This is a genomic window from Streptomyces gobitricini, from assembly GCF_039532985.1.
GTDB classification, from domain to species: Bacteria; Actinomycetota; Actinomycetes; order Streptomycetales; family Streptomycetaceae; genus Streptomyces; species Streptomyces gobitricini.
This window is the reverse complement of sequence record NZ_BAAASR010000018.1, coordinates 569,238-594,380: the sequence shown is the minus strand read 5'-3', so window position 1 is coordinate 594,380 and position 25,143 is coordinate 569,238. Positions and strand designations below refer to the sequence as shown.

Here is a 25,143-nt window from a genome sequence, read left to right as displayed (position 1 = left end):
GCCCTCCGTGCCCCGCCGCGGGGCCGCCCGGCCGGCCGGGCCGGGCGCCGCCGGGACTCCCTCCCACCGCGTACGCGCCGCGCGGCGATGGCACCGACGTACCCGTCGGCGACGTTCACCGTGACCAGCCCGCCGCGTCCCGGCGCCCCCAGGGCGCCGACCGCTCTCCGGCCGAACCGTCGCGGCGGTCCACCGAGTCGGGGGAGCCTCCCCGCCCCCTGCGTCCACCGCTCGGTGATGCCGACCGGCACGGTGAACTCAAGCTCCAGAACAAGCCATTCCGCTCATCTCCGGCATCGTTGACGCGTTTCGTACGAACTGTTAGAACGAGCGGCGGAAATTGCGCGCTGCTCCGGCAGCCCGCATTACGGGGGGTGGGGGCACTTCTTGAGGACACTCGCACGGGGGATTCCGGATCCGAGGGCCGGAAACGAGCACGTCTAACAGGTCGCACACGCAGAACACCAGGGTTCTCGACCCATGCCCGCGCGCATCCCGGCGCGTCGCGCCCTGGTGTCTTCCGAATTCGCACACCCATCGCGGCGTTGGCGCATTTCATGCCATCCGCTGGCTTCGCTTGCCCATCTCGGCCTACTGAACGGTGTGGAACGTGAAAGCATATCTGGCCATCCTGCGCATCGGTGACTACCGGTTGCTCTGGTCGGCTCTGGTGCTCAACCTGCTCGGCGACGGGGCCACCTACGCCGCCCTCGCCTGGATCACGGTGGAGGAAGCCGGGGCCGCCGGACTCGGAATCCTGGGTGTCTGCCTCACTCTCCCGGTGATCGCCGGTGGGGCCGTCGTCGGCCCGCTTCTCGACCGGTTCTCCCGGCGCAAACTCTTCATCTACGACTCGGTCTTCCGCGGCGTGGTCGTCGCGCTGATCCCGCTCCTCGCCTTCATGGACTCCCTGCACGTCTGGCACCTCTACGTCGTGGCGCTGGTGTACGGCCTGCTGAAGATCATTCCGCTGGCCGGCACGCCCGCCGTACTGCCCGAGCTGGTGCCCGCCGACAAGCTCCAGGCGGCCTCGGGCCTGGAAGCCACCGCCATGGGCGCGGCCAACGTCCTGGGCCCCGCCATCGGCGCGGGTCTGATCACCGTCCTCGGCGCCCCCAGCGTCCTGTTGCTGGACGCCGCGACCTACCTCGTCTTCGCCTTCCTCATCAGCAGGATCAAGGCCCCGATGGGCCGCCCCGAACCGGCGGACACCACCGGTGACGCCCCACGGCGGCCCGGCTGGGCACCGGTCTTCCGACTCATCGTCCGCGACCGCTTCCTGCTCGTGCTCACGCTCTCGTTCGCCGCCTTCAACGTCTCGGCCGGCGCCCTGGTCGTCGCCCTGCCGTGGCTCGCGAAGTTCGAGTTCGGCAGCGGGCCCGGCGTACTGGGCCTGATGCTGGCCGTGATGGCGGCGGGCGAACTCATCGGCTCGCTGGTCTCCGGCGCCGTACGGACCTCGGAGAAACAGATGCTGCGCATCGGCGTCTTCCAACTCCTGTCCGGCGCCGTCCTGTTCCTCCTCATCCCGACCGCCCTCCCGTGGATCCTGCTCGGCCTCGCGCTCAACGGCATCCTGTCGGCGCCCATGACCGTGCTCGGCGGCGTGGTCCGGATGACCCGGGTGCCCAACGAGATGCGCGGCCGCGCCATGACGCTGATGCGCACGGTGATGGCCGGCGCCCTGCCCGCCGGTTCCGCGTTCGGAGGCCTGCTGCTCACCGGCAGCCACTACACCGAACTGATCCTCGCCGTGGCCGCGCTCGCCGCCGCGCCCGGTGTCCTGACGGTCGTCCTCTTCCGCCGCACCCCGTTCAGATTGGGGGTGACCGCCGCCGATGACCAGCAGCCCAAGAGCGACACCGTCCCTTCCGGCTCCTGACGCCGACGATCCCCTCCTGCTCATCACCGATCACCCCCGCGCCCTCGACAGCCGCACGGCCCCCTTCCGGACCCACACCCTCGACCTGCCGGCCCCGCGAACCACGACCGCCCCGCCGCGCCAAGGAGCCGGCGCGCACGAGGGCGCCCTGCTCCTCGCCGCCTACGCCGTCCTGTTGCACCGGTACACCGGCCGCCGCCGGTTCCTCGTCGACACGGGCCGCGGAGCCCTGGCCCTGTCCGTGGACCCGGCGGAACCGGGCGCCACCCTGCTGACCCGATGCGCCGCGCCGGCGCCCACCGGGCCCCCGACCGGCACCGCCGTGCGGTACGCGGACCACGCGGAGCACGCCACGGCGACGGCCCCCGACGCGGCGTGCGAACTCCTCCTGGTCCGCGACGGGGACCGGGCCCGCCTCATGTACCGCTCGTCGCTCTTCGAACCCGCCACGATGGAACGCTTCGGCGCGCACCTGCTGCGCGTCCGGGAGTTCCTGGCCCGCCGGCCCGACGCGCCCGTCGGTGAAGCGGACCTGCTGGCGGAGGGCGAACGGGAGCTGATCCTCGGCACCTTCAACGACACGGCCGTTCCCTGGCCGGACGCGTCGACGGTCCACGCACTGTTTGCCGAGCAGGCCCGGCGTACCCCGGAGGCGACCGCCGTCACCTGGTCCGGCGGGCGGATGGACTACCGCGGACTCGACCGGCGATCGGCACGCCTGGCGGCCGCGCTGCGCACCTGCGGCGTCCGCACCGGCGACCGGGTGGGGCTTCGCGCGACGCACGGCCCCGAGCTGGTCGTCGCGGCACTGGGCATCCTCCGCGCCGGGGCCGCCTACCTCCCGCTGGAGCCGGACCACCCGGCCGAGCGCACCGGGTGGCTGCTGGCCGACTCCTCGGTACGGGTGCTGGTCACCGGCCCCGGCCACCCGGCGGACCTGCCCTTCGACGGCACGGTCCTGACCGTGGATGCCCGGGGCGCGGACGCCCAGGACCACCCCGGCGCCCACGACCCGCATGCCCAGGACCGCCCCGGTGCCCCCGACCCGCACACCCCCGACCCGCACGCCCCCGGCATGCCGCGCGGCCCCGTGCAGGCCCCGACCGCGCAGGCCTCGGCCGTGCGGGCCCCGGCCGTGCCGGCGACCGCCGACGACCTGGCCTACATCTGCTACACCTCCGGCACCACGGGCAGGCCGAAAGGCGTCCAGGTGACGCACCGCAATGTGGTCCGGCTGGTCAAGGGGACGGATTACGTACGCTTCGGACCGGAACTCAGAACGCTGCCCACCGGTTCCGTCGCCTTCGACGCCAGCACCTTCGAAATATGGGGCCCGCTGCTGAACGGCGGAAGCCTTCATATGGTGGACCGCGACGTCGTCCTCAACGCCCATGAACTGGGACGGGAATTGAGCGCCGCGCGGATCACCGCCATGTGGCTGACCTCTCCGCTCTTCAACCAGCTGGTGGAGCAGGACGCGAAAGCCTTCCGGTCTCTGCGGGAACTCGTCGTCGGCGGCGACGCCCTGTCCCCGCCCCACATCGCGAAAGCCCTCGACGCGTGCCCGGAACTCACCCTGGTCAACGGGTACGGGCCCACGGAGAACACCACGTTCTCCCTCACCCACCGCGTCACCCACCGCGACCTGGACGGCCGCCGCGTTCCCATCGGCCGGCCGATCGCCAACTCCACGGCATACGTCCTCGACGAGGCGGGACGCCTGTGCCCGGTCGGCGTGCCCGGCGAACTGTGCCTGGGCGGGGCGGGTGTCGCCCGCGGCTACCTGGGCCGGCCGGAGCTGACCGCCGAGCGGTTCACCGAGGACCCCTTCGTCCCCGGCGGCCGTATGTACCGCAGTGGTGACCTCGCGCGCCTGCGCCCCGACGGCGTGATCGACTTCCTCGGGCGGCGCGACCACCAGGTCAAGATCCGCGGGTTCCGCATCGAACCCGCCGAGGTCGAGAAGGCGATGCTCGGCCACCCACGGGTCGCCGAGGCCGTCGTCACGGCACGGCCCCGCCCGGGCCGCGGCGACCTGCGGCTGTGCGGCTACTACGCGGGCGCCCGGCCGCCCGGGCCGGACGAACTGCGCGGCCACCTCGCCCGGATACTCCCCGGCCACATGGTCCCGGCCCACCTGGTGCCCCTGGAGCGGCTGCCGCTCACCCACACCGGCAAGGTGGACCGCGGCCGGCTGCCCGACCCCGACGGCTCCCCCCTGCTCGCCGGGACCGCGTACACCGCGCCCGCCGACGACACCGAGCGCACGATCGTCGAACTGGCCGAAGCCGCCCTCGGCATGAGCGGCATCGGGACCGGCCACGACCTGCGCGACCTGGGCGCCGACTCGCTCACCGCGACACTGATCGCCGCCGGGGCGCAGGAGCGGCTGGGACGTCACTGCCCGGCGCGAGCGGTACTGCGCAGCGGTACGCCCGCCCGGCTCGCCGCCCTGCTGCGGGACTCCACCGCGACCGCGGCGGCCCGCATCCCGGCCGCACCCGACGCGGAGAGCTACCCGCTGACTCCGCAGCAACGGCAGATCTACCTGGAGCAGATCAAGGACGACCGGGCCGTGCACTACAACGTGCCCGTCACGCTCGATCTGCCCGCCGGCACCGACCCGGCCCGGCTCGCGGACGCCCTGCGGCGCCTCCCGGCGTACCACGAGGCGCTGCGCACCCGGTTCACCGTCGAGGGCGGCGAGGTCCGCCAGCGCGTCGAGGACCACGCGGACGCGCCGGTACGGGTCGTCGCCGACCCCCGCGACGCCACGCCGCCCGGCGCGTTCGTCCGCCCCTTCGACCTGGCGCGCGCACCACTGTGGCGTGCCGAGGCGCACCGCACGGAGCAGGGCGTACGGCTGCGGATGGACCTGCACCACATCATCGTGGACGGCTTCTCCCTCACCCCCCTCCTGGAGGACCTGGCGCTGCTGTACGCGGGCGGCGAACCCGCCCCGCCCACCCGCCGGTACCGGGACTACGCGGTGTGGCTCACGGGGCGCGACGCCACCGCGGCCCGCGAGGCCCAGGCCCCCCACTGGGAGGAGGTGTTCGCCAAGCCGGTCGACCCGGCGGACCTGCCCACCGACCACCCGCGGCCGGCGCTGCGCCGGCTCGACGGCGACGTCCTCGCCTTCGGCCTGGGGCGCGAACGGACCGACCGGATCCACGCGGTGGCCCGTGCGCACGACGTCACGCCGTTCGCCGTACTGGCGTCCGCGTACGCCCTGCTCCTGTCCGGGCTCAAGGGCACGCCCGACATCACGCTCGGCACCCCGGTGTCCGGCCGGACGGTCCCCGGGCTGCACCGCACCGTGGGCATGTTCGCCAACACCGTCGTCCTGCGTCTCGACGCCGACCCCGTACTGCCGTACGGCGCCTTCCTGCGCCGCACCGGCAGAGCCGCCGAGGACGCCTCCGCCCACCAGGACTTCCCGTTCGAGGAGGTGGTGGCCCGGGCGGCCCCCGGGCGGGACTACAGCCGCACCCCGCTGTTCGACGCGCTCCTCGCCCTGCACAGCGGGCGCTACCTCTCCGTCGACTTCGAGGGCACCCGCGTACCGCTGCGCCTGGAGCAGACCGGACAGGCCGTCTTCGACCTCAACATGCAGATCCACGAAACCCCCGGCGGCCTGCGCGTCGCCTGGCAGTACGCCACCGGCCTGCTGCGCCGCGACACGGTCGAGACCTGGCGCGACACCTTCACCGCACTGCTCGACACCTCGACCACCGACCCGGACACCCCCGTGGGCGCCCTCCTTCCGCCCACTCCCCGCGGCTTCGATCCCGACGACTTCGATCTCTGACTGCTCACGGCCCGACGCACACGCACCGCCCCCGTCACGCACTCACTCGTAGCTCGATCCAGGAGACACCCATGCCGTCGCACCACCCCGACGCAGCACCCTCCGCGCAGGACGCCCACTGGCGATCCCAGCTGGCCTCGCTCACGGAGACCTCCGGCTTCCTGCCCGACTTCCGCCCGACGGCGGACCGCGGGCCCATGACCACCGCCACCCACGCCGTGCGCCTCGGCCCCGGACTGACCGCCCGGCTCGACCGCGTCAGCCGCGAACGGCCGGAGCGACTCCACGTCGTGCTGGCCGCCGTGCTCATCGCCCTCGTCGGCCGCTACACCGGCCAGGAGGACGTCGTCGTCGCCCAGCCGACCCGGGGCGCCGCCCCCGCCCACGCCGGCGGGCCGCTCCTGCTGCGCACCGCCCCCACCGGCACCCTGCGCGAGCTGCTGGCCCGGGTCGCCTCCGCCGTCCGGGAGGCCGAGCGCCACCAGGACTGCGACGTCGCCGCGCTCGCCGCCGAACTCGGCCGTGCCGACGCCTTCGACACCGCCGTCGAACTCGCCGGCTTCCACGACCCCGGCTACGCCACGCCCGCCGCCACCCGGTTCACCGTCTCCCGAGAGGACGACGGTCTCGTCGTCACCGTCACGTACGACACCGACCGCCACGCCGAGGACTCCGTACGCCGCATCGCCACCCACTACGCCCTCCTGCTGGACCTCGCCACCTCGGAACCCGACCGGCAGGTCACCGACCTGTGGCTGTGGACGGACGAGGACGCGGCGGTCATCGAGGCGAGCAACGCCACCGACCGGCCCTTCGACCGGGACGCCACCCTGCACGGCCTGTTCTCCGCGCAGGCCGCCCGCACCCCCGGCGCGCCCGCCCTCCTCACCGACGCCGGCACCGTGACGTACGGCGAACTCGACGCCCGCTCCAATCGGCTCGCGCACACCCTGCGCGGGCTCGGTGTCGGCCCCGGCACCGTCGTCGCCCTGGTCGCGGAGCGCTCACCCGCGATGATGACGGGCCTGCTCGCCGTGGTGAAGGCGGGCGGCGCCTACCTGCCCGTCGACCCCTCCTACCCGCGGGCCCGGATCGACTTCCTCCTCGCCGACAGCGGGGCCCGGCTCGCGCTCACCCAGACCCGCTTCACCGCCCTCCTCGGCGACACCCCGGCGCTCGACCTGGAGAGCACCGCCGCGTACGCGGACGCCGACGGCCCGGTCGCCCCCGACGGCGGCGCCGAGGACACCGCCTACGTCATCTACACCTCCGGCTCCACGGGCCGGCCCAAGGGCGTACAGGTGGCACACCGCAGCGCGGTCAACCGGCTGACCTGGATGCAACACGCCTACCCCCTCGGGCCCGGCGACGTCATCCTGCAGAAGACCTCCGTCTCCTTCGACGTCTCCGTCTGGGAACTGTTCTGGTGGTCCCTCGCCGGGGCGGCCCTCGCGCTGCCCGCGCCCGGCGCCGAGAAGGACCCCGCCGAGGTGCTCGCCGCACTCGACCGGCACTCCGTGACGACCCTGCACTTCGTGCCGTCGATGCTCAGCATGTTCCTCGGGCACCTCGACCGGTTCGGCGACGCCTCCAGGACCAACACCCTGCGCCAGGTGTTCGCCAGCGGCGAGGCCCTCACCCCCGCCCAGGCGGCGCACTTCGCCGACCTGCTCCCGGACGCCCGGCTGATCAACCTCTACGGTCCCACCGAGGCGACCGTCGACGTCACCCACCAGCCCGTCACCGGCCTCGACGGGGCGGCCCGCCGTGCCCGGCTGCCCATCGGCCGGCCGATCGACAACATCCGGATGCACGTCCTCGACCGCCGGGGCCACCCCTGCCCGGTGGGCATGCCCGGGGAACTCCACGTGGCCGGCGTCGGCCTGGCCCGCGGCTACCTCGGCAGACCGGAACTGACCGCCGAGAGGTTCACCGACGGCTCCGCGGTGGGCGAGGAGCGCCTCTACCGCACCGGCGACCTGGCCCGGTGGCTGCCCGACGGCACCCTCGACTACCTGGGACGCGTCGACCTCCAGGTGAAGGTGCGCGGCTTCCGCGTCGAACCGGGCGAGATCGAGGAGCGGCTGCGCGCCCACCCGGACGTCCGGGACGCCGCGGTGGTCGCCGTCGACGACGGCCTGACGTCCTCGCTGCGGGCCTTCGTCGTACCGGCCGGGGAACCGCCCGCCGAGAGCGCGCTCAAGGACCACCTGCGGGAGGCGCTGCCCGCCTACATGGTGCCCGGCCGGGTCCTCGCCCTCGACGAGCTGCCCCTGACACCCAACGGCAAGCTGGACCGCGCGGCCCTCCGCGGCCCCGACGCGCTGCGCCCGAAGGCACCGGGCCACGTCGCCCCGCGCACCGAGCACGAGAAGACCCTCGCGGAGATCTGGCGCGAGGTCCTCGGACGCGACCGGATCGGCGTGAACGACAACTTCTTCGCCCTCGGCGGCAACTCCATCCACTTCGTCCCCGTCCTCGCCAAGGCGCGTGCGGCAGGGCTGGAGTTCACCTTCCAGCAGCTCTTCCGGCACCAGACCGTCGCCCGGCTGGCCCGCTGCATCGAGGACGCGGACGGGACCGCGACGGCCGAGGCGGACGTCGCCGCCCGGGGCGCGTTCACGCCCTTCGAGCTGATCGGCGACGCCGACCGGGCGCTGCTGCCGGAGGACGCCGAGGACGCGTACCCGCTCTCCATGCTCCAGGCCGGGCTGATCTTCCAGACCGAGATCACCGGCGGCCTCGGTCAGTACCACGACGTGCTGAGCCACTCGATCACCGGCACCTTCGACACCGAGGCCTTCACCGAGGCCGTACGCCGGCTCACCGCCCGCCACCCGATCCTGCGCACCACCTACCACCTCACCGGCTACAGCGAGTTCCTGCAGATCGTGCACCGGGAGGTCGAGCCCCCGCTGACCGTCGCCGACCTGCGCCACCTCGACGCGGCGGAGCAGGAGGCCTGGCACCAGGAGTGGCTGGCGAAGGAGAAGGCCCGCCGCTTCGTGTGGGAGGAGGGCGGACTGGTCACCCTCCACGTCCAGGTGCTCCGCGACGACCTCTTCCGCTACACGGTCAGCCAGCACAACTCGGCCCTGGACGGCTGGTCCATCTCCCTGTTGCACACCCAGCTGTTCGAGCTGTACCACCAGCTCCGCGAGGGCCGGGACACCTCCCGCCCGCCCGTCGACAACCACCTGCGCAACTTCGTCGGGCTGGAGACCGAGGCCCTGCGCTCCCCGCGGTCACGCGACTTCTGGCTGAGGGTGCTCCAGGACCCGCACCCGGCCGACGTCCCGCCCCGCCCCGGCGCCGAGCCCACCGACGACTTCCGTGTCGTCCTGCGGGACGTCCCCCTGCCGGCCGGGCTGACGCGGCGCGTCGAGGCGACCGCCGACGCCCTGTCCGTACCCTTCAAGGACGTGCTGCTCGCCGCCCACATGAAGGTCCTCGCCCTGGTGTCCGGACAGGACACCGTGATGACCGGCTACGAGCACAGCGGCCGGCCCGAGCTGCCGGGCGCGGAGACCACCCTCGGCCTGCACCTCAACACCGTCCCGTTCCAGGTGGACCTCGCCGGCGGGAGCTGGGCCGACCTGATCCGCCGGGTGTACCGCGCCGAACTCGACCTCCTGCCGCACCGGCGCTACCCCATGGCCCGGATGAAGCAGGACCTGGCCACCCAGCGCGCCCTGTTCAGCACCACGTTCAACTTCACGCACTTCTACCTGCTCCAGAACCTCAAGAAGCTCCCCGAGTTCTCGATGCTGGACATGCGGGTGGACTCGGAGACGGAGTTCCCGTTCCGCACGGAGTTCTCCCGGCACTTCTCCGACGACGAGCTCCAGCTCTGCCTGCACTTCCACACCCACCTGTACGACGAGGCGCAGATCGACCGCATCGGCGGCTACTTCGTCCGGGTACTGGAGCTGATGGCCGCTGAGCCGGACGCCCCGCACGACGCCCACGCCCTCCTCGCCGCCGAGGACCTCGCCCTGCTGGGCCGCGCCCCCGGCCCCGCCGCCGAGGCGACGTCCTCCGCCACCACCGCCGGCAGCGCGTCCGAGGCCACCGTCACCCGCATCCGAGAGGCGTGGGCGAACGTCCTCGGCACCCCGCCCTCCGCCCTCGCGCGCGACGGCGACTTCTTCGCACTCGGCGGGAACTCCCTGTCGGCGCTCCGCGTCGTCCTGGAACTCGACGGCCTGGTCACCCTCTCCGACCTCACCCGCACCTCGCGCCTCGACGAGCTGGCCGCCCTGGTGGACCACCGCTCGGCGCGGGAGGAGGGCACCGGCCAGGAGGGCGGCGAGCTGCTCCAGCGGCTGACCGGCGCCCCCGCCGAGGCGGCCCTCGGAGCGGTGATCTGCGTCCCGTACCCCTGCGGCCACCCGGTCAACTTCAAACCGCTCGCCGAGGCGATCGAGAAGCTGACCCCGGACCTCGTGGTGTACGGCGTCGAACAGCCGGGCCACAGCCCCGAACGCCGGGGCGGGTTCACCGACGTCACCGAGACGGCGGCGCGGATCGTCGACGAGATCGAGCGGCGGGCCGACCTGCCGCTGATCCTGTGGGGCCACTGCGGTGGCGCCGCCGTGACCGTCGAGCTGGCCCGCGTCCTGGAGGAGCGCGGCTTCGACCTCCGGCACGTCTTCATCGGGTCCAAGCTGCTGCCGCCCGTCCCGGACATGCGCGAGTCCATCGCCATGATCGACGGCTGGAGCGACGAGGAGATCATCAGGTACATGGTCGAGGAGACCGGCTACGGCGAACTGGACGGCCTCGACCACCGCTACACGTCCTTCCTCGGCGACCTGTTCCGGCACGACGTGTGCGAGGGCTACCGCTACTTCATCGGACGCACCGAGCGGCGCACCGAGCAGCACACCGACCGGCGGATCGAAGCGCCGTTCACGGTCGTCGTCGCCGACGACGACCGGGGCCTCACCCACGCCGCCGACGCCTACCGCTCCTGGGAACTGCTCGCCGAGGACGTGCGCTTCGGGCGACTGGCATCCGGCGGCCACTACTTCGTACGAGGAAACCCCGCCGGTACCGGCGAACTGATCGAGCGGGCGTGGGCGGCCACGACCGAGATGGAGGGCTGACATGCAGCAGATACCCGTCCTGTGCTTCCCCTTCGCCGGTGCCGGCGCCTCCGTGTACCGCCGCTGCCAGGAGTACGGCAGCGACACGGTGCTCATCACCCCCGTCCAGCTCCCCGGCCGTGAGGAGCGCTTCGGCGAGCCGCTGCACACCGATGTCGTCACGGCCGTCGACGACCTGCTGCCGTCCGTGCTCGACCGGATCGCCGGCAGCCCGGCCGTCGCCCTGTTCGGCCACAGCCTCGGCGCCGTCCTGGCCTACGAGATGGCCCACCGGCTGTGCGCGCCGGGCCGGCCCGAGGTGGTGAAACTCATCGTCAGCGGCTCGCCCGGACCGTGGACGCAGCGCCGCACCAGGGCCACCGGCCTCACGGACGAGGCGTTCCTGTCGCAGGTGCGGGAGTTCGCCGGGTACACCCACCCGGCGCTGGAACACCCCGACCTGCGGGAGATGCTCCTGCCGCCGCTCCGCGCCGACGTGGAGATGCACGAGAACTACCGGGCGCCGTCCGGCAAGCCCCTGCCGGTTCCCGTCGTCTCGGTACGCGGCGACCACGACGAGCTCGTCTCACCCGACGAGGCGGCGGAGTGGGAGGCGGCGACCACGGCCGGGTACCACCACGCCGAGCTGCCCGGCGGGCACATGTACGTGGTCGAGTCGCCCGACGGCCTGATGCGCCTGCTCGACGCGGAGCTGGCCGGACTGGCGGTGAGACGATGACGACACCCGCCCCGACGGCACCCGGCACACCTCCCGCACCCGCCGGGCACCCGCCCGGCCGGCTCGCCGGGAAGACCGCCGTGGTCACCGGCGCCGCGCGCGGCATCGGCCGGGCGTGCGCCGTGGCGTACGCCCGCGCCGGAGCCGACCTGCTCCTCACCGACATCGGCCGGGACCTGCCCGGGGTGCCCTACCCCCTGGGCACGGCCGACCAGCTGGCCCACACCGCGCTCCTCTGCCGCGAGCAGGGAGGCGGCTGTGTCGTCGTCACCGCGCCGGCGGACGTCCGGGACACCGAGGACGTACGCGCGGTCGTGGAGACGGCCCTCGACCGGTTCGGCAGAATCGACGTCCTGCTCAACAACGCCGGGATCGCCGCGCCCTCGGGCAAGACGGTGCACGACATCACGCCCGACGAGTGGGACCTGATGCTCGACGTCGACGTCTCCGGCGCCTGGCGCATGATCCGGGCCGTCGGCGGCGCGATGACCCGGCAGCGCTCGGGCAGCGTCGTCAACGTCGCCTCGACCGCCGGACTCGTCGGCTACCGCCACTTCGCGGGGTACGTCACCGCCAAACACGCGCTGGTCGGTCTGACCAAGGCCGCCGCGCTGGACCTCGCGCCGTTCGGGGTACGGGTGAACGCGCTGTGCCCCGGCTCGGTGCGCGACGACGAGGCGGCCGAGGGACGGATGCTCAGCGAGATCGCTCGGTCCCTCGACGTGCCCGTCGAGGAGCACGAGCAGACCTTCGTGGCCGCCCAGCCGATGAACCGGCTCATCGAGCCGGACGACGTGGCGGGCGCCGCGCTCTGGCTCGCGTCCGACGAGTCCCGGCAGGTGACCGGCTCGACGGTCACCGTGGACGGAGGGTTCACCAGCCGATGACCGACGACCACCTCCACGACCCGTCCACCGCGGGCCGGTTGTGCCGCGCCGTCGCCCTGCGCGTGCACGGCGGCGCCGATCCCGAGCGGCTGGGCCGCGACCTGGCGCCGCTCACCGGCACCACCACGACCCGGCTGTGGGTGCAGGACGTGCCCGAGGGCGCGGAGTCCCCCGCCGCGGCCCGCTCGCGCGAACGCGAACTGAGCCGCCCCGCCGACCCGGCGACGGGGCCCGGCCTGCGGGCCGTCCTGCTGCGGTACGCCGACGGGGCCGCCGACCTCGTCGTCGTCGCCCACCGGGCGGTGCCGGTCGCCCCGTACGAGCTGGCCCGCGCGCTGCTGCTGGGACCCCCCGCGGCGCCCCCTGGGCCGGTCACCGCGCCGGTCACCGCGCCGTCCCCCGGGCCGGAGGACGTGGCCGGGCGGCTCAGCGAGGACGTGGCCGGGCGGCTGCGGGAGGGTGTGGCCAGGCTCGACCGGGCGCCCGCCCCCGACTGGGGACTCGGCGAGCCCGGCGCGACCACGGCGGGCGCCCGCGCCTTCACCCTGCCCGTCCACGGCGACGTGCCGACGGCGGTCACGGCCGCGGCGGCGCTCGGGCTGGTCCTGGTCCGCTGCACCGGCGGCCCCGAGGTTGAGCTGGGCGTGGATGCGGAGCACAGCGTCACGTTCACGGCCGGACCGGCCGCCACGGTGGGGGAGTACCTGGACCAGGTCCGGCACGCCCGCCCGGCGCCCTCCCGCGCCCCGGTGGCCGGACTGTACGTCACGGAGCCGGCCGAGGTGCTCACCGGCGAGGGGCTCAAGGCCGAGACCATCGCGACCAGGCCGTTCCTGGCCCCGCTCCACCCCCTGTCGGTGCACGTGACCGACGACGGCTCCACCGTCCTGTCCGGCGTCTGCCACCACCGGCGCTCCGTCTTCGGTGACGCCGCCGTGGAGTGGCTCACCGGCATGCTCGTCACCGCCCACCGGGCACTGGTCACCGCCCGCCCGGACACCCCGCTGGCCGACGTTCCGCTCTTCGACGACGAGCAGCGGCGCCGCCTGGCCGTCCTCGGCGGCCTCGGACGCACGCCCACGGCACCCGGCGCGCCGGGCGCCCGCATCGAGCAGACCGTACGCTCCTGGGCCGAGCGGACCCCGGACGCGACGGCCCTGACGTACGACGGCGAAGACCTCACCTACCGTCAGCTCGATGAGCGGGCGGACCGCATCGCCCGCTCGCTGCGGGCGCTCGGCGTCGCACCGGGGGACCGGGTGGGCGTCTGCCTGGACCGCACGGCCGACCTCGTGGTGGTCCTGCTCGGGGTGCTCGTGACGGGGGCCGCGTACGTTCCGATGGACCCCGCCTACCCGGCGGACCGGCTGGCGTACATGACCGAGGACGCCGAACTGGACCTGGTCGTCACGGAGTCCGAGGCGTTCCCCGCCCTGGAGGGGGTCCGGACCGTACGCCCCGGTTCCCTCGCCGGGGAGGCCCCGGACGACCTGCCCGCGCCCGGGTCGCTCTCGGCCGACGGCGCCGCCTACGTCATCTACACCTCCGGCTCCACGGGCCGCCCCAAGGGCGTCGTCGTCCCGCACCGCAACGTGGCGGCCCTCATGGACGCGACCCGGGAGGACTTCGCCCTGGGCGGCAACGACGTGTGGACCCTCTTCCACTCCAGCGCCTTCGACTTCTCCGTCTGGGAGATCTGGGGGTGCCTGACGACCGGCGGCAAACTCGTGGTCGTGCCCTACTGGGCGTCCCGGGACCCCCAGCGGTTCGCCCGGCTGCTGGCCGACGAGCGGGTGACCGTCCTCAGCCAGACCCCGAGCGCGTTCGCCCAGCTGATGGAGGCCGACCGCGCCGAACCGGTGACGGACTCGGTGCGCCTGGTGGTCTTCGGCGGCGAGCCGCTGGACACCGGCCCGCTGCGGTCCTGGCTGGACCGGCACCCGGCGTCGCGGTGCCGCCTGGTCAACATGTTCGGCATCACCGAGACCACCGTGCACGTCACCGCCCAGACCGTCACCCGCCGCGAGGCGCTCACCGGTTCGCGGTCGGTCGGGCATCCGCTGCCCGGCTGGCACGTCTACGTGCTCGATCCCGAGGGCCGCGAACTGCCCCCGGGTGCCGCCGGCGAGATCCACGTCGGAGGGGCCGGGGTGGCCGGACAGTACCTCAACCGGCCGGAGCTGACCGAACGGCGCTTCGTGCCCGACCCGTACGCCCCCGGCCCCATGTACCGCAGCGGCGACCGGGGCCGGCTCCTGCCCGACGGCAGGCTGGAGCACCTGGGGCGGCTCGACAACCAGGTGAAGCTGCGCGGGTTCCGCATCGAGCCGGACGAGATCCGGGCCCGGCTGCTGGAGGCGCCGGCGGTCGCGGCGGCCGCCGTGGTGCTGCGGCGGACACCCGGCGACGCGGCCGGCGCCCGGCTGGACGCCTACGTGGTGCTGCGCGGCGAGGACGGCGAGCCGTGCGGCACCGCGCCCCCGGCGGGCACGGAGGAGGTGCGGCGGCACGCGGCACGGTTCCTGCCGGAGCACATGGTGCCTTCGACGGTCACCGCGCTCCCCGCCCTCCCGCTCACCCCCAATGGAAAGATCGACACCGCTCGGCTGCCCGAACCGCTCCTCGGCGGTGGGCAGAGCACGCCGAGCCCGGCGGACGAGGAGGCCGGGGACCTGGAGAGCCGGCTGCGAGGTGTGTGGGAGAGGGTGTTCGGCTTCCGCGTCGGACCGGACGACGACTTCTTCGGCCTGGGCGGCAACTCGCTGCTCGCCGTACGGCTGCTGGCCGCCCTCCGGGACGCCGCGATGCCCGTCTTCCCCCTGCCGCGGCTCTACCAGCACCGCACGGTACGGGCCCTGGCGGCCTACCTCGACGGGACGGAGGCACACACGTGAGGAGACCCCTGGCGCTCGTCGGCGCGGGCTCGCAGGCCTACCGCGAGTACCTGCTGCGCTCGGTGGCCGACGAGTACGACGTCCACCTGCTCGCCGACCGCGCGCCCACCTGGGAGGCGCCGTACCTCACCGGACACACCGTCCTGGACACCGCCGACCCGGCCGCGCTGGCGGCCGCCGCCCGGGGACTGGGCTGCGCCGGGGTCATCACCTGGGACGACACCAGGGTCGTGCAGACCGCCCGGCTCGCCCGGCTGCTCGACCTGCCGGGCAGCCCGCCCGAAGCCGTACTGCGGTGCCGTGACAAACGGGCCACCCGCGAGGCCCTCCGCGCCGCCGGAGTGCCGCAGGCCGAGTCGGTGCCCGTCACCTCCCTCCCGCAGGCGCGTGCCGCCGCCGCCCGCGTGGGCTACCCGCTGGTCCTCAAACCCCGGGCGCTGAACGCCAGTACGGGCGTGGTGAAGGTGGAGTCCGCCCACCTGCTGGCGAGCCGGTTCCGGCTGGCCCGCGCGGCGACCGCGCCCGGCGCCGTGGAGGTGGCCCCCGGGGACGTCCTGGTCGAGGAGTACCTCGACGGCCCCGAGATCAGCGTGGACGCGGCCTGGTACCGGGGCCGGATGTCGCTCGCCTTCGTGGCCCGCAAGGACTGCGGCTATCCGCCGTACTTCGAGGAGGTCGGCCACCTCGTCGACGGCCGCGATCCGCTGATGGACGACCGGCGCGTGCGGGACGTGCTGACCGGTGCCCACGGGGCCGTCGGCTTCACCACCGGCTGGACCCACACCGAACTGCGGCTGACCGCCGACGGACCCAAGGTCGTGGAGATCAACGCCCGGATCGGCGGCGACCGCATCCCGGACATCGGCCGGCTCGCCCTCGGTGTCGACGCCGCGCTGGTCGCCGCCCGCGTGGCCTGCGGCGACGAGCCCGACGTCCGGCCGGACCGGCACCGCGTGGCGGCCGTCCGCTTCCACTACCCGGAGGCGGACTGCATCGCCCGCCAGGTGGTGATCGACCACGCGGCGCTGCCCCCCGGCGTGGTCTCCGCGCTGGCCGTCGCCCTCCCGGGCCAGGAACTGCGGCTGCCGCCGCACGGCCATGTCGCCGGCCGGCACGCCCTGGTGACCGTCGTCGGCGACACCCGCGAAGGGTGCCTGGCCGACCTCGACAAGGCCTCGCCCGCGATCGGTCTGGAGGTGCTCCGCCCGCTGTGACACGCGCCCGGGCCCCGGCCCCCCGGGAGCTCAGTCGTCCTCGGGGCCGAGGAAGTAGTGGGACGCGAGGTCCTGGACGTACACCCGGTGGGCCGAGCGGTAGGTGAAACGACAGCCTTCCGCCCGGCCCGCGGCGGACGCCGACACGGGCTCGGCGCGCACCAGGTACGAGACGGTGCTGCGCTCACCGGGCGCGATGCGCACGGGTGTGGTCGACCGGTCCCGCTCCATGCCGGGCGTCCCGGCGAAGGTCTCGTCACGCGCCCCGACCCCGACCGGCCCGTCGCCCCAGTCGACCGCCCTGACCTCCCCCGTCCTCCAGTGCGCGGGCGCGCCCACGAGCTGCGCGCCCAGCACCTCGACGGGCTCGGAGGAAGTGTTGGTCAGCGCCGGGCAGGCGAACCAGTAGCCCTCGCCGGCCTGGAACCTCTCGAAGCCGAAGTGGTGGTGCGGCGCCTCGCCGCCGTTCAGGGCCCGGCCCCCGGCGGTCGTGCCGGACGCCGCGCCGCCCGCTCCCAGCAGTACGGCCGCGGCCCCCGCCGCGATCAGCCGAGCCCTCAACCGTGCCTTCATCGCATCCCCCGCCTCGTGATCGTTTCCGCATCGCATCACACGCACGCGTGCGTGGCGAGGGTGTTTGAGCGAATCCAGAGCTTGGAACGCGGTTACGGAAAGCACGGCCGACCCCGCACACTGGATCACTGTGAGCGAAGGACCGAACGACGACCATCAGCGGGACGCCCGGCACCGCGACGGCCACGACTGCCCGGAGCGCGACGACGCCCCGCCCCGCCGGGGCCGCGTCGTGCTCGTCGCGGTGCTGGTACCCGTCGTGGGGGCGGCCGGGGGAGCGGCGGGACCGCTGTTCCGGGGCGCCACCTCCACCGTCGTCCCGCTCCTCCTCGTCACCGCGGTCGTGGCGTTCTTTCTCTGCTTCGCCCTCTTCTCGCTCAGCGCCGTCTGGCTCCTGGACAAGGCCTCCGTCGCGGTCGCCCACGTCAGGGCGGTACGCGAACGCCGCGACGGCCACGGGCGAAGGGGGCGCTGACACGGCGCCGGCCGGGCCCTCCCGGGTACGGGTACGGGCACGCGCGTGCCGTGACCGTCACCGGTCACGGCACGCGCCCCCACGGCCCGGCGCCCGGACGGGCGCGGCGCGCACCTGTCAGCCGCGCTGCCAGAGCGCCGGGACGTTCGGCGGTTCCCACCCGGCCTGCGCCTGGTGGCCCTGCAGGCAGAGGTAGGTCGCACCCCCGTACGTGACCTGGTCACCCGCCCGGTAGACGGTGCCGGCCGCCCATGTGCCGCTAGGCTCGTCGGGGTCGCCCGGGCCCGGGTCGCCGGGTCCGGTGGTCGTCGTCAGCGTCAGCCCGTACGCCTGCAGCAGCGGGTTGATCGGTTGGTGGTAGGTCGTACCCCCGCTCCGGCAGTCGCCCGAACCGCCGGAGGTGACGCCCTGCGCCTGGCTGCCGGAGATGTACGACCCACCGGAGTCACCGGGTTCGGCGCACACCGAGGTCCGCGTCACCCCGGTGATGGTGCCCTCCGGGTACGTCACGCTGGTGTTGTGCTGCTGGATGGTGCCGCAGTGCCAGCCCGTGGTGGAACCCGAGCGGCAGACCGAGGCGCCGACCGGCTGCTGGACCGAACCGGCCACCCGGACGTTCGCGCCGCCCGCGCCCTTCACGTACGGGGTCGCGGTCCAGTTGGTGTTGGTCGCCACCCAGGCCGTGTCCCGGCCGGGGAACGTCGAGGCCTGGAACGAGCCCTGCGCCACCCGGTTGTACCCGGTCGTGGTCGTGCCGGCCCGGCCGCAGTGCCCCGCCGTCGCGAAGCCCGCCTGCGTCCCACGGGTGACCGCGAAGCCCACCGAGCAGCGGCCGGAGCCGCCCATGTAGTACGCGTCACCGCCCCTGATGTCGTACAGCGGGCGCGGCCGTTCCCGTGTCGGGACGACCCGTATCCGCGACCGGTCGGCCTCGCTCACCCGGCCGACCAGCGACGCCGCCGCCCCCGGGTCCACGGCCCGCACCACCACGGAGTTGGTGCGGACGTCGACGTACCAGACGGGGACGCCGACGTCGGCGGCGGTGCGGGCCGCACGGTCCAGAGCCGCCTTGGTGCGGTCGAGCGCCGCCAGACTGTGCGTGACGACATCGGCCTCGGCGCCGCTCGCCCTGATCGCCGCCGCGTCATCGGCCCGGGTGGTGGCGACGGTCAGGACGGACGACGCGTGCCCCTCGACCCAGGCACCGGCGTACGAGCCGGCGAGCCGCTGCCGGAGACGGGCGGTGGTCGCGCTCGCCTCCGCCTCGTTCACCAGCCGCTGCCGGGCCTCGGCCCGGGTGAGGCCGAGGTCCCGTTGCATGGCACGCAGCACGTCGGGCTGTACGGCGGACACGGCGAGGGCGGCGGCCGCCGAACGGGCCGCCGGTGGGGGCGCGGTGACCGGACCGTGGCCGTCCGAGGGCGCCGCAGCGGCCCCTTGCAGTGCCGTCAGGACCAGCGCGCCCACGGTCACGGCGCCCACGCACGCGGCTCTGGCGTGTCGGTGGAACATGGGGAGGTCTCCTCGGTCTCGGGAGTGGGGGGTGGGGTGGGGGGGTCCCGAAACCGTAGGGAGCGCGGGCCGGGCCGGGGGAGATCCCAGCCGGCCCCCTGCACGGTGTTATGGACCGCGCTCGGCGTCCCGCGCCGTGCCGCCGTCCTGGACCGTGCCGCCGTCCTGGACCGTGCCGGTGTCGTGGACCGCGCCCGGACGGGACGCCAGCCAGCGGGCGTAACTCCCGCTTCGGTCCACCGCCGCCCGGTGCGCCGCGCGCAGGTGGCCGGCCACCCGGGGCGCGTCCAGCGCGGCGGGCGCGCTCGGGTGCCGTCCGAGCATGTGCCGCCACACCAGCGGCGTGCCCGCCAGCGGGCGGGTCACCAAGCCCGGGGTGTCGGGGAACGTCGCGCGGCACAGGCCCACGGCCCGGCCCACCTGGACCAGGTGGACGCAGGACGCGATGTCCGTCTCGTACACGGACACCGGCGTGAACCCGGCACGGACGCACGCGGCGGCGAAACAGTCCGCGAAGCAGCCGTCACCCGGCACGTCCGTCCACGCCTCCCCGGCCAGCTCGCCGAGCCCGACCTCCCCCCGCGCGGCGAGCGGATGGCCGGCGGCCAGCATCACGAACACCGGGTCGCGCGCCACCTCGGTCCACACCAGCCGGCCCGGCTCGGGCGGCGCGCTCTCACCGCACGTGCCGATCAGCGCGTAGTCGAGCCTGCCCGCCACGGTCGAGGCGGCGATCTCGCGCTCGGACCACGAGGTGTGGGTGACCACCGCGACGCCCGGGTCGGCGGACGCGATCCGGTCGACGAGCCCGCCCAGCAGCGGCCCGTGCGTCCCGCCGATGCGCAGGGAACGCCGCCCGGCGCCGGCCGGAGACCCGGACCGGGCGAACCGCGCCGCCTCCGCCTGGAGTTCGTGCACGGCGGGCAGGACGACCCTGGCGCGGTCGAGCACCAGGGCCCCGAGTGCCGTGGCGCGCACCCCATGACGCCCCCGCTCGAAGAGCTCGCCGCCCAAGGAGCGCTCGATCCGCTTCAACTGGGCGCTGAGCGCCGGCTGCGCGAGGCCCAGAGCCGTGGCGGCCTTGGTGAGACTGCCGGCGTCCGCGATGGCCCTGATCGTCCTGAGGTGCCGCAACTCCAGTTCCATACCGGCAGCTTGACCCTCCGGCGAGCCACGCGGCAATACAAAGGTCCGGACCAATACGGGTAACTCCGCGCCCCGTACCCAGCCCCGCGTCACCGCCCCGCCGCCCCGCCTCCCGGGTTCCTCGCGAGACGGTTACGGGGCCGCCCCGCCCCCGGCGCCTGGTCCGCGGCCGGCCGGTCACGGGTGGCCGGTGAGCCGAAGGGTGTACGCGACCGCCGGGGTCGTCCCGGGGCGGCGGATCCGCCGCATGCGGGTGGGGCGGGTCTGTGTGACGCTGACGGCGGAAGCGAGTCACCCGACTCCCGCGACGACGAGACGGAGAGGGACGTGAACCAGCTCGGAGACAAGCCCGAAGAGGTCCGCAGGCGGCTCGAGGACGAGAAGCGGAAGGCGAGCAGGCGACCGGACGACGGCCCCGCCGAAGGGGCGGAGGAGCCGCCCGGGCCGGCCGCGCCGAAGGGGCCGGTGCCCGGCGACGCGCCGCGCGAGGGGCACCCCGACACCCGGGACCGTCAATGAAGGCCCGCGCGACTTGGTAACGTAGCGCCACACGGCGGTTACACGGGGGTGGTGAGGTGGGCGGGCTCGCCGACGAGGAGCACCATCCCGGGACGCTTCCCGTGCAGCGCATGGGCCCCGGTCATCACGCGTTCCTGTGCTACGACGACGAGGCGCCCGGCTGGGACGTGCTGGCCGCGTTCGTCTGGTCCGGACTGGCGCGGGGCGAGAAGGTCATCGTCTTCGGACCGCCGCGTCTGACCGAGACACAGGTCCGGTCGCGGCTGCAGGGAGCCCCGGGGCTGCCGCCCGCGTCCGGATACGAGAGGGCGCAACTGGAGCTGAGCAGCATGCGGGAACTGATCCTGCCGGCCCGGCGGTTCACCGCCGACCGGCAGTGGCAGCGCATCGTCGAGGAGTCCGCGGCCGCCCGCGCCGAGGGGTTCACCGGCCTGCGGACGTACATCGACATGGGGTGGGTGGCCGACCTCGGCGCCGATCTCGACGCGATGATGGACCGCGAGCGCCGGGCCGGCCACCTGTTCACGGACGGCTTCTACAGCGAGATCTGTGCCTACGACCGGCGCTGTTTCCCCGGACCGGTCCTGGAGTCCATGTGGCGGGCCCACCCGGAGCACCTGCTGCCCCGCCTCGGCCATCTGCGGTGCGGCCTCGGCGACGGCACCCTCCGCGTCATCGGCGAGGCGGATCTGGCGACGCGGGAGCAGCTCGCCCGTGCTCTCGCCGACCTGCTGCGGAACCCGCCACCGCCGGGCGGCCCCTTCACGGTGGACCTCCTGCGCACGGGTTTCCTCGGCGCCGAGTCCGCGGCCGAACTCGTACTCCTGCTCGACCGGGCGCCGGCCCACCGGCCCGTACGGATCCGCTGCTCCGAGCGGCACGCACGCCTGCTGCGCCGCCTCGGCGCGGACCCCGCCGCCCTCGATGTGACGGGGTAGCGCCATGACCGTGGAATCGGCCGGGGGTCCGCCCGGCACCGGCGAGGAACTGTTGCTGCGCCGCCGCTTCGGCGGCGCGGACATCCCACGACTGCGCGTTCTGGTGGAGAGCTGCGCGGCGCTCTCCGGGCTCCCGGAGCCCCGGCGTGGTGAGTTCGTCGTCGCCATGGACGCCGTGGCCGGCAATGTCGTCCAACACGCGGGCGGGCACGGCCTGCTGGAGCTGGCCAGGACCGGGAAGGAGCTGGAGTGCCGCGTCACCGACCGGGGCCCGGGCTTCACCGAGGACGTCATCCCCGACCTCGCCCCCGGCCTCAACGGCGCCTGCCGCGGCCGGGGCCTGTGGCTCACGCGCCTGATCACCGACCGCCTCACCATCGCCTCGGGGCCGGCCGGGACCACCGTGACGTTCGCGATGAGTCTGACGTGACGGTACGGCGCCCGGGGGCTCAGCCGCCCTCGCCGTCCGGGCGCCCGGCGCCCCGGCGCCGCAGCCACAGCGGCAGCGCGTACCAGCACAGGGCGAACCACACCATGACGACGCCGACCAGTGCCTCCGCGAGGAGGCCCGGCACCACGACGTGGAGGATGAGCAGGAGCGTGCCGCCGATGGTCAGGGCGAGCAGCACCATGCCGCACATCATCAGCCGGCTCGCGGCCCCCACCACCTCGTCCTTCATGCGCTGCCCGGACAGGAAGCGATGGATCGAGACGGGCGCTATCAGTGAGGCGGTGGCCGACGCTCCGAGAACCACCGTCAGGACGTAGACCACCCGGTCGAAGGTGCCGAGATCCCGGAACAGCGGTGTGAACGCCACGCTGAGCAGGAATCCGAAGAGGATCTGTACGCCCGTCTGGGCGACCCGGGTCTCCTGGAGAATCTCGTTCCACCGCCGGTTGACCCGTTCACGCGCCGTCTCCGGCGGCTCCGCGACGGGGCCGTTCCCGGTACCGTGCACGCACGCGCAGCAGGTGGCGGCCCCGCTGCCCCGCCCCTTCGACCCGGCCGGCTGCTCCGTCATGGTCATGGCACCCTCCATGTCTCGGGACACCGGTTGCCCCGTATGGGCCTTTTCATGCTCACTCGATCGGGGCCCGGGCGCCGTCTCGGCCTGCGGGTCCTGGGTACGCGTGAGGCATGAAAGCACTGGTGATCAATTGCACGCTCAAGGAATCACCCGAGCCGTCCAACACCCACGCGCTGGCCAACGTCGTGGCCCGCCAACTCGTCGCCCACGGGGTGGAGGTCCGCTTCGTCCGCGCGGTCGACCTGAACATCAAACCCGGGGTGACCAGCGACGAGGGCGAGGGCGACCAGTGGCCGGAGATGCACCGCATGCTCCTGGACACGCGGATCCTCATCATGGCCTCGCCGACCTGGCTCGGACGCCCCTCCTCGGTGGCCCAGCGGGTGCTGGAGCGGATGGACGCCATGCTGTCCGAGAAGGACGACGTGGGCAGGCCCGTGGCGTACAACCGCGTCGCCGGTGTCGTGGTGACCGGCAACGAGGACGGCGCCCACCACGTGATCAGCGAGATCGCCGGCGCCCTCGGCGACATCGGCTACACCGTCCCCGGCCAGGCCTGGACGTACTGGCACCTCGGCCCGGGCGCCGGCCCCGACTACCTCGACGACGAGCGGGGCCACGACTGGTCCGACCGGACGGGCCGGGCGATGGCGGCGAACCTGTACGGGGTCGCCAAGGCCCTGGAGCAGCACCCGCTCGGCGCACCGCCGAGCTGAGGGGCTCCCAAGGCCCTCGGCGCCCGACAGCAGGCCCCCGGCGACCGACGGCAGACCCCCGTCGGACGGCCACCGGGGAGAGGGCGCGGCACCCCACGGCGTCGCACAGGATCATGACGCGGCCGTGTCCCGCGCGCCGGAGACGCGCCGAACCGGGCACCGGTCCCGCTGCGACCGCACCCGTCGCCCGGCGGGCGGGTGAACCGTTGGCCCCGGCGGGCTGCTCGACCGATGCGTCCTGTCAGGTCGATGTCCAGGAACGTCAGCGGGTGATGATCGGGCGGAAGGCGTCCCGTATGCCGGAGTTGGTGGTGGAGACGAGCTGGTCGCCCGGTCCGTAGTCGTAGGTGCCGTAGTACTCGTAGTGCAGGACGGCCGGGCAGCTTCCGCCGCTGATCTGCACCGAGCGTGGACCGACGCGCTTACCGGTGCGCAGCTCGTAGATCTTCAGCGGGATCTTGACCTTGTGGAAGGTGACTCGGTGGGGGAAGTGGTCGGACCTGTCGTTCTCGTAGTGGCAGGCCTCCACGGCGGCGCCGTTCTCCGCCGAGTCCGCGCAGACCACGAGCGCCGCCTTGACCGGGTCGTCGGTGCGCCAGCCGCCGGGGAGCTTGCCGGTGTACTCGGTGTCGCCGAGGAAGAGCGCCCGGTTGGACCCCTTGCGGTACGGCGGGGCGGCGCTGTACTCGGCGGGTTTGTCGCAGTAGCCGGACGTCGCGCTGTGGGTGGCCCCGATCAGAGCGCGCACCTCGTCGAGTTCGACGGCCAGGCCGGCCTTCTTCACGCCGCTGCGTGCCTTGCCTGTCAGCGGCTCGTCCGGATACGTGTCGAGTAGCCGCTGGTAGCGTGCTCGTGCCTGTTTCCAGTTCTTCTCGGCCATCAGGGCGTCACCGCATCCGGCCAGCGCGGCGGGTTCCGTACGCGCCGCGGCGTCGGCGGACCGGTCCAGGACGTCACGGGTGGGCTCGCGGTTGCGGAGCCAGCCGGCGATGTCGGCCGTGTCGCACGCGTTGGCGGTGGGCAGGGCGCCGAGGAAGGTGTCCAGGGTTGTCCGGACGGTCTTCTCGTGGCCGGGTTCCGCCAGGACCTGGGCGAGGACGCCGAAGCCTTGCTCCAGTTTCTCGAGATCCCCGGATCGCCCGGCGGCGTACAGCGTGGACGCGACGCGTTCCAGCCGTTGGCAGGTCTCCACCACCGCGTCCCCGGGTCCGACGACCGTCGCTCCCGCCATCCGGTGGCCGGACCACACCTCGCTCTGCGCGGCGACGGCCTCGTCGCAGTCACCGGCCTCGCGAGCCTCGTTCACCCGGTTCTCGATACCGTGCGCCTCGACGCGCAGCAGCACGCCAGTCAGCAGGACCGCGACCGTGACGGCGAGGGTGGCGTTGCGCTGCCCCCTCCGCAGGACATGCTCGCGCCTACGGGCCAGGAACCATCCGTGGGCCGTGCAGGCCGCCCACCACAGGAGCAGCAGAAGCTCACACCAGAGCTCGGCGGTCGCGGCGGTGAGCTTGAGAAGCATGCCGGTGCCGAGCACGGCGAGCGCGGCCAGCCGCCGGTGGCCCAGCAGCAGATAGCCGATGCCGAGCATCGAGGCGTTGCCGGCCGCGGCCGCCACCGGGTCGCAGGGGGCCGGGACCGGGGACGAGGGCGGCCGGGGTGGCAGGGGCGGCTCGCCGGGCGGCCGGTACGGGTCGTGTTCGTACGTCGAGTGATCCATGG

17 protein-coding genes are annotated in these 25,143 nt (G+C 74.0%); 12 read left to right on the top strand and 5 right to left on the bottom strand.

Annotated elements, in window-relative coordinates; genetic code table 11:
• Window positions 1-610 precede the first annotated feature (610 nt).
• The 7 genes from ABD347_RS18010 (at window position 611) to ABD347_RS17980 (ending at window position 16,514) form a co-directional block, all read left to right on the top strand.
• Entirely contained in the window at window positions 611-1,882 is a 1,272-nt protein-coding gene (locus tag ABD347_RS18010) for an MFS transporter (protein WP_344362328.1), read from the top strand.
• The gene (locus ABD347_RS18005) at window positions 1,839-5,693 is read left to right on the top strand and encodes an amino acid adenylation domain-containing protein (protein ID WP_344362327.1); all 3,855 of its coding nucleotides are present in this window, start codon (window positions 1,839-1,841) and stop codon (window positions 5,691-5,693) included. The genes ABD347_RS18010 and ABD347_RS18005 overlap by 44 nt, the downstream gene beginning before the upstream one ends.
• Window positions 5,694-5,764: 71 nt before the next feature.
• Complete coding sequence (locus tag ABD347_RS18000; RefSeq protein ID WP_344362324.1) at window positions 5,765-10,801, top strand: amino acid adenylation domain-containing protein; 5,037 nt, start codon at window positions 5,765-5,767, stop codon at window positions 10,799-10,801.
• A 1-nt stretch (window position 10,802) separates the two neighbouring features.
• On the top strand, window positions 10,803-11,519 hold the full coding sequence (locus ABD347_RS17995; protein ID WP_344362322.1) for a thioesterase II family protein: 717 nt from the start codon (window positions 10,803-10,805) through the stop codon (window positions 11,517-11,519).
• Entirely contained in the window at window positions 11,516-12,406 is an 891-nt protein-coding gene (locus ABD347_RS17990; RefSeq protein WP_344362321.1) for an SDR family oxidoreductase, read from the top strand. The genes ABD347_RS17995 and ABD347_RS17990 overlap by 4 nt, the downstream gene beginning before the upstream one ends.
• A complete protein-coding gene (locus ABD347_RS17985) occupies window positions 12,403-15,300 on the top strand; it encodes an amino acid adenylation domain-containing protein (RefSeq protein ID WP_344362319.1) in 2,898 nt (965 codons plus the stop codon). Before ABD347_RS17990 ends, ABD347_RS17985 begins: the two co-directional genes overlap by 4 nt.
• Window positions 15,297-16,514, top strand: a complete 1,218-nt coding sequence (locus ABD347_RS17980; RefSeq protein ID WP_344362316.1) for an ATP-grasp domain-containing protein — start codon at window positions 15,297-15,299, stop codon at window positions 16,512-16,514. Before ABD347_RS17985 ends, ABD347_RS17980 begins: the two co-directional genes overlap by 4 nt.
• A 30-nt stretch (window positions 16,515-16,544) precedes the next feature.
• Here ABD347_RS17980 and ABD347_RS17975 read toward each other — a convergent pair whose 3' ends face one another.
• Window positions 16,545-17,075 (bottom strand): hypothetical protein, encoded by a 531-nt coding sequence (locus ABD347_RS17975; protein ID WP_344362313.1) that lies wholly within the window; start codon window positions 17,073-17,075, stop codon window positions 16,545-16,547.
• 142 nt (window positions 17,076-17,217) lie between these two features.
• On the opposite strand from ABD347_RS17975, the gene ABD347_RS17970 reads away from it, so the two are divergent.
• Window positions 17,218-17,562: a hypothetical protein gene (locus tag ABD347_RS17970; protein WP_344362311.1), complete on the top strand. Its 345-nt coding sequence runs from the start codon at window positions 17,218-17,220 to the stop codon at window positions 17,560-17,562.
• Between the two features lie 117 nt (window positions 17,563-17,679).
• Here the strand turns inward: ABD347_RS17970 and ABD347_RS17965 are convergent, their stop codons facing one another.
• Window positions 17,680-19,074, bottom strand: a complete 1,395-nt coding sequence (locus ABD347_RS17965; RefSeq protein ID WP_344362309.1) for a carbohydrate-binding protein — start codon at window positions 19,072-19,074, stop codon at window positions 17,680-17,682.
• 108 nt (window positions 19,075-19,182) lie between these two features.
• Window positions 19,183-20,220, bottom strand: a complete 1,038-nt coding sequence (locus ABD347_RS17960; RefSeq protein ID WP_344362306.1) for a LysR family transcriptional regulator — start codon at window positions 20,218-20,220, stop codon at window positions 19,183-19,185.
• A gap of 327 nt (window positions 20,221-20,547) precedes the next feature.
• Here ABD347_RS17960 and ABD347_RS17955 point away from each other — a divergent pair, with 327 nt between their 5' ends.
• Genes ABD347_RS17955 through ABD347_RS17945 form a run of 3 tightly spaced genes read left to right on the top strand, consistent with a single transcriptional unit; the run spans window position 20,548 to window position 22,107 of the window.
• Window positions 20,548-20,739 carry a hypothetical protein gene (locus ABD347_RS17955; protein WP_344362304.1) on the top strand — a complete coding sequence of 64 codons (192 nt, stop codon included), beginning with the start codon at window positions 20,548-20,550 and terminating at the stop codon, window positions 20,737-20,739.
• A gap of 56 nt (window positions 20,740-20,795) precedes the next feature.
• Window positions 20,796-21,677, top strand: coding sequence for an MEDS domain-containing protein (locus ABD347_RS17950; RefSeq protein ID WP_344362302.1), 882 nt, complete (start codon window positions 20,796-20,798; stop codon window positions 21,675-21,677).
• Window positions 21,678-21,681: 4 nt separating this feature from the next.
• Window positions 21,682-22,107 (top strand): ATP-binding protein, encoded by a 426-nt coding sequence (locus tag ABD347_RS17945; RefSeq protein WP_344362301.1) that lies wholly within the window; start codon window positions 21,682-21,684, stop codon window positions 22,105-22,107.
• Window positions 22,108-22,126: 19 nt separating this feature from the next.
• Here the strand turns inward: ABD347_RS17945 and ABD347_RS17940 are convergent, their stop codons facing one another.
• Window positions 22,127-22,705 (bottom strand): DUF6328 family protein, encoded by a 579-nt coding sequence (locus ABD347_RS17940; RefSeq protein ID WP_344362299.1) that lies wholly within the window; start codon window positions 22,703-22,705, stop codon window positions 22,127-22,129.
• Between the two features lie 110 nt (window positions 22,706-22,815).
• Here ABD347_RS17940 and ABD347_RS17935 point away from each other — a divergent pair, with 110 nt between their 5' ends.
• Window positions 22,816-23,421: a flavodoxin family protein gene (locus ABD347_RS17935; protein ID WP_344362297.1), complete on the top strand. Its 606-nt coding sequence runs from the start codon at window positions 22,816-22,818 to the stop codon at window positions 23,419-23,421.
• Between the two features lie 262 nt (window positions 23,422-23,683).
• Here the strand turns inward: ABD347_RS17935 and ABD347_RS17930 are convergent, their stop codons facing one another.
• A complete protein-coding gene (locus ABD347_RS17930; RefSeq protein ID WP_344362295.1) occupies window positions 23,684-25,141 on the bottom strand; it encodes a tetratricopeptide repeat protein in 1,458 nt (485 codons plus the stop codon).
• Window positions 25,142-25,143: the final 2 nt, after the last annotated feature.